The organism is Okeania sp. SIO3B5 (assembly GCF_010692555.1).
In the GTDB taxonomy this organism is placed as follows: domain Bacteria; phylum Cyanobacteriota; class Cyanobacteriia; order Cyanobacteriales; family Microcoleaceae; genus Okeania.
Window position 1 is genome coordinate 1 of record NZ_JAAHHG010000759.1, and the last position, 3445, is coordinate 3445.

Annotated in this window: 5 protein-coding genes; all 5 read right to left on the reverse strand. The window is 34.6% G+C overall.

Annotation, left to right across the window (positions count from 1 at the left end):
• Nucleotides 1-692 (reverse strand): hypothetical protein (locus F6K54_RS42025; RefSeq protein ID WP_293090426.1); only part of this gene is annotated, 692 nt, incomplete at its 3' end.
• Between the two features lie 278 nt (nucleotides 693-970).
• Nucleotides 971-1204, reverse strand: coding sequence for a hypothetical protein (locus tag F6K54_RS42030; protein ID WP_293090427.1), 234 nt, complete (start codon nucleotides 1202-1204; stop codon nucleotides 971-973).
• A gap of 164 nt (nucleotides 1205-1368) precedes the next feature.
• Nucleotides 1369-1494: a hypothetical protein gene (locus F6K54_RS42035; protein ID WP_293090428.1), complete on the reverse strand. Its 126-nt coding sequence runs from the start codon at nucleotides 1492-1494 to the stop codon at nucleotides 1369-1371.
• A gap of 36 nt (nucleotides 1495-1530) precedes the next feature.
• Entirely contained in the window at nucleotides 1531-2007 is a 477-nt protein-coding gene (locus F6K54_RS42040; RefSeq protein ID WP_293090429.1) for an AAC(3)-I family aminoglycoside N-acetyltransferase, read from the reverse strand.
• Nucleotides 2008-2300: 293 nt separating this feature from the next.
• Nucleotides 2301-2951: an SH3 domain-containing protein gene (locus tag F6K54_RS42050; protein ID WP_293090430.1), complete on the reverse strand. Its 651-nt coding sequence runs from the start codon at nucleotides 2949-2951 to the stop codon at nucleotides 2301-2303.
• Nucleotides 2952-3445 lie beyond the last annotated feature (494 nt).

Below are 3445 nucleotides of genomic sequence, written 5' to 3' on the forward strand. Positions count from 1 at the left end.
TTATTTGCCTCTTTGAGTATTTGTCTGAGAGATTCTAATCCAAAATGGAATTCTTGCGTATCAATATATTCGTCAAATATTGAAATTAGTTCTTCAATGAATTCTGAAACTGATTCCTTTTTAATATTAGGATAATTAAAGTTATAAAATAATTCCTGGAACGAGTCAATTTCGAGTTTCGCCAGCTTATATAAGTCGTTTTTTAAATAATTTTGAAAATATAAACCAAACTGCTTTGTAACTTCTGAACTAACCGCAATTGCAGAATCAACAATATCAACAATAGACCAGTAAAGAATATTTAAACTTGAATAATGAATGTATAAATCATTGTCCGACAAAAGGTATTTCAAAAATACATTCAGTTTGTCAGACTTCAGGCAGTCAATAAATTCTTTCTTTCCCTGAACAATATGCTTAAGTTTTACTTCTTTAATATTCTTTTGTAGGTTAAGCCTATCAAATAAGGGTTTAATATCAGGTTGGCTTCCTTCGTAAACTAAACCACCTAAAACAAAATTTGAATTAAAAGAATTTGAATTCAAAGAGACATTAAAATCGAATTCCTTCACATAGAATTTTCTAATATTATTGGTTTCGTCATAATAAAAAGTAAAAGAACTGTCAAAGTCTGCTGTCGGTTCAAGTATCTTTGTCATTCTTCTTATATTGCTAATATCAAAATTTACCATTTACCACCTCTTTTCAGATAACGTATAACTATTTATTATACGCAGGACTTACGCAAAGACACTATGTATAGAGTCCAGTAACTATTGTCCAATAGTTACAAGTACTATATATAGCGCATCTGCGTAAATCCTAATACGGAAACTTTCTGGATATCCACCCTGTAGGAGATAAATTAGCAAAATTCTCATTTCCCCTCAAATGCGTTCAGCATATCTTCTGGCAAAGGAGCATCGAAATCATCTGGAACAGTAAACTCACTTGCACACAAACCAAATGGTCATAATTTGTTGCTACTGGCAATAGGTCTAATTTCAGCGATCGCTTGCTCAGATCGAATAATTACAACAGTTTCCGGCTTTGTTGCATGAAAGTATATAGCTGCCGCACTTGCTTGTGCATATCTACAACAATAACGCGCTGAAACTGCTGTAACTATTGGACAATAGATAAATAGAACATCAGTATGGGAAATAAAAAAGCTGAAACCTTTACATATTAAAGCTTTGAGCATTGAACTGTCAGCCCTAACTATTGGACAATAGTAAATAGAACATCAATAGTCGCGAAACAGAGCAATTAAGCTGCCGCCACCATCCTCCGCCAACGCTTTCTCAGCAGAGCAATAACTATTGGACAATAGATAAATAGAACATCCATAATCGCGAAACAGAGCGATTAAGCTGCGGAATGGATGTTAAGAACGCTACTTTCATGCAACAAAGCCACAGTTTCCCCCTCTTCAACTAAACGCAAATATTTCAGTGGGTCGCTTTGAATTTCATCAATAGTTACATTTAGCATGATAAAAAACCTCAGAATTTCTATAAAAACGATCGCTCAATAATCTTTTTTGACTACAATATCAAAGTGTAGGACATCTTCCCGCACACCCCCAACTTTTCTATATAACTCTATTGCCGGATCGTCACCGTAGTCAGCTTGAACGAAGATAACATAAGCTCCCCGATCGACAGCTATATTCTTGAGTTCGTCAATAAGCGCCATTGCAATACCTTGCCGACGGTATTCAGTCGATACCGCCAAATCATATATATAAATCTCACTGCGTTCTTGCTCAAATTTGTGAAGTTCATATGCTGCCAAACCACCCACTACTTCTCCATGTTTTAATGCAACCAACACGATAAAATAATCTCTGCTGAGTAGCTTACGAAGATAATCAGTTTTAGGCTGGGATTTGCAATAAGTTTCCACTTGATCAAACGCATCACCAAAAACATTGAGCAAGTCTTGCATTAGTTTTATATCTTTCTCAGATAGATGTTGAATGGTGATATTTTCTGTTGAGTTCATATTAATAAATATCCCAAAACAAGATAGATACAAATAATATTTTCCGTATTCTGTCAATCAAAAAAAAAGGCTCATCAAAACAGAAAATATCAGCTTCCTGAGTCAATGACCGTACCAAAAATATTTGTTGTTGTTGACCGTCAAACCTTCTTATAAATTACCGAAATATTGTGGTTTAAAGCCTCCCCTTTTAAGGGGATAATAAATAAAAATTTTCCTGTTCGTCAATCCTCTTTTTTTCAAGGATAGGTAATTCTAAATTCTAAATTCTAAATTCTAAATTCTTGAATCAGCTAATTACATCGGAGATAAGGTTTCCATACCCACCCCATTTGTTGAGGAGTTTGTACTGATTGAACATAAACCCACTTTGCTTGAGACTCTTGTCCTGCGGGTGGTTCAGCAACTCTCACTTGAGTACCTTTAGCAAAATTAAAAGGCACATTATAACCTTTGGCATTGGGTAAATCTCGCACTGGAATATTTGGATATTCGGGGGAACCTACAGCCTGACAAATTGTTCCTACTGGTACTCCACCTGTTCTATTTCCTGTATTGGGTAGTTGTGAGGCAGAGCGTGTATTGCAATTTTGTAGATAGGGAGTATATACCCAACCTTGAGCATTATTCGGTCCAGTTACTTGTGCCCATTGTCCATCATTAGACCTATTGATGACTGTTACGGAAGTACCGTTATTAAAAAAGGCAGTATTTCTACCTCCATTTGGCTGGTCTCGGAAATCTACACCTGCACGACTATCTGCTGGTGAAGACTGAAGCTGACAAACTTGTTGTTGAGCAAGTAATATTTCATTGCTCTGGTTAACCCATGGAGTCCACTGGTCTGCCATGGCAATAGTTGGTATTTGACTTCCTAATAAAGATAGAGAAGTAATTGTTAATATTCTTAGGTAATTTGGCTTTTGCTTGATGTTATTTTTCATAAATATTCTGACATTATTTTTAATCGCAAGTTTAACTACTAACTATGTAAGTCTATATTTCGGATGTTTTGATTATTCTTAATACTTTATTTAGATAAAAACATCCTTTTTAAAAGGTAATGTTATCTTGCTAACTTTTATATTTTAATATAAATAATTTTTTTTACAAGGGATATTTACTAAGTTAACAAAAATCCCTATTTGCGTCAATAAATCTATAAACTTGAAAACAGGAAGATAAGGAATTTAAGCCGAATCGAGTCTGATTTTTAGCGCAAAAAAAAATATTAGAGAATAAGTCTATTTAGCCACTAGGCTGAAAGTAAGCATTCAGCCGTCAGCTATCAGCTATCAGCTATCAGAAGAGTGCTTTTATCACTCACTAAAAGCAATATTTAATTAAGCTAGAAAAATCTGACTAAAAGTCAGTTCCAAAGTCTATATTCATTTAAAACTTGTCCTTAAGCACAAGGTATTATTGCTGAAGTCCGCAG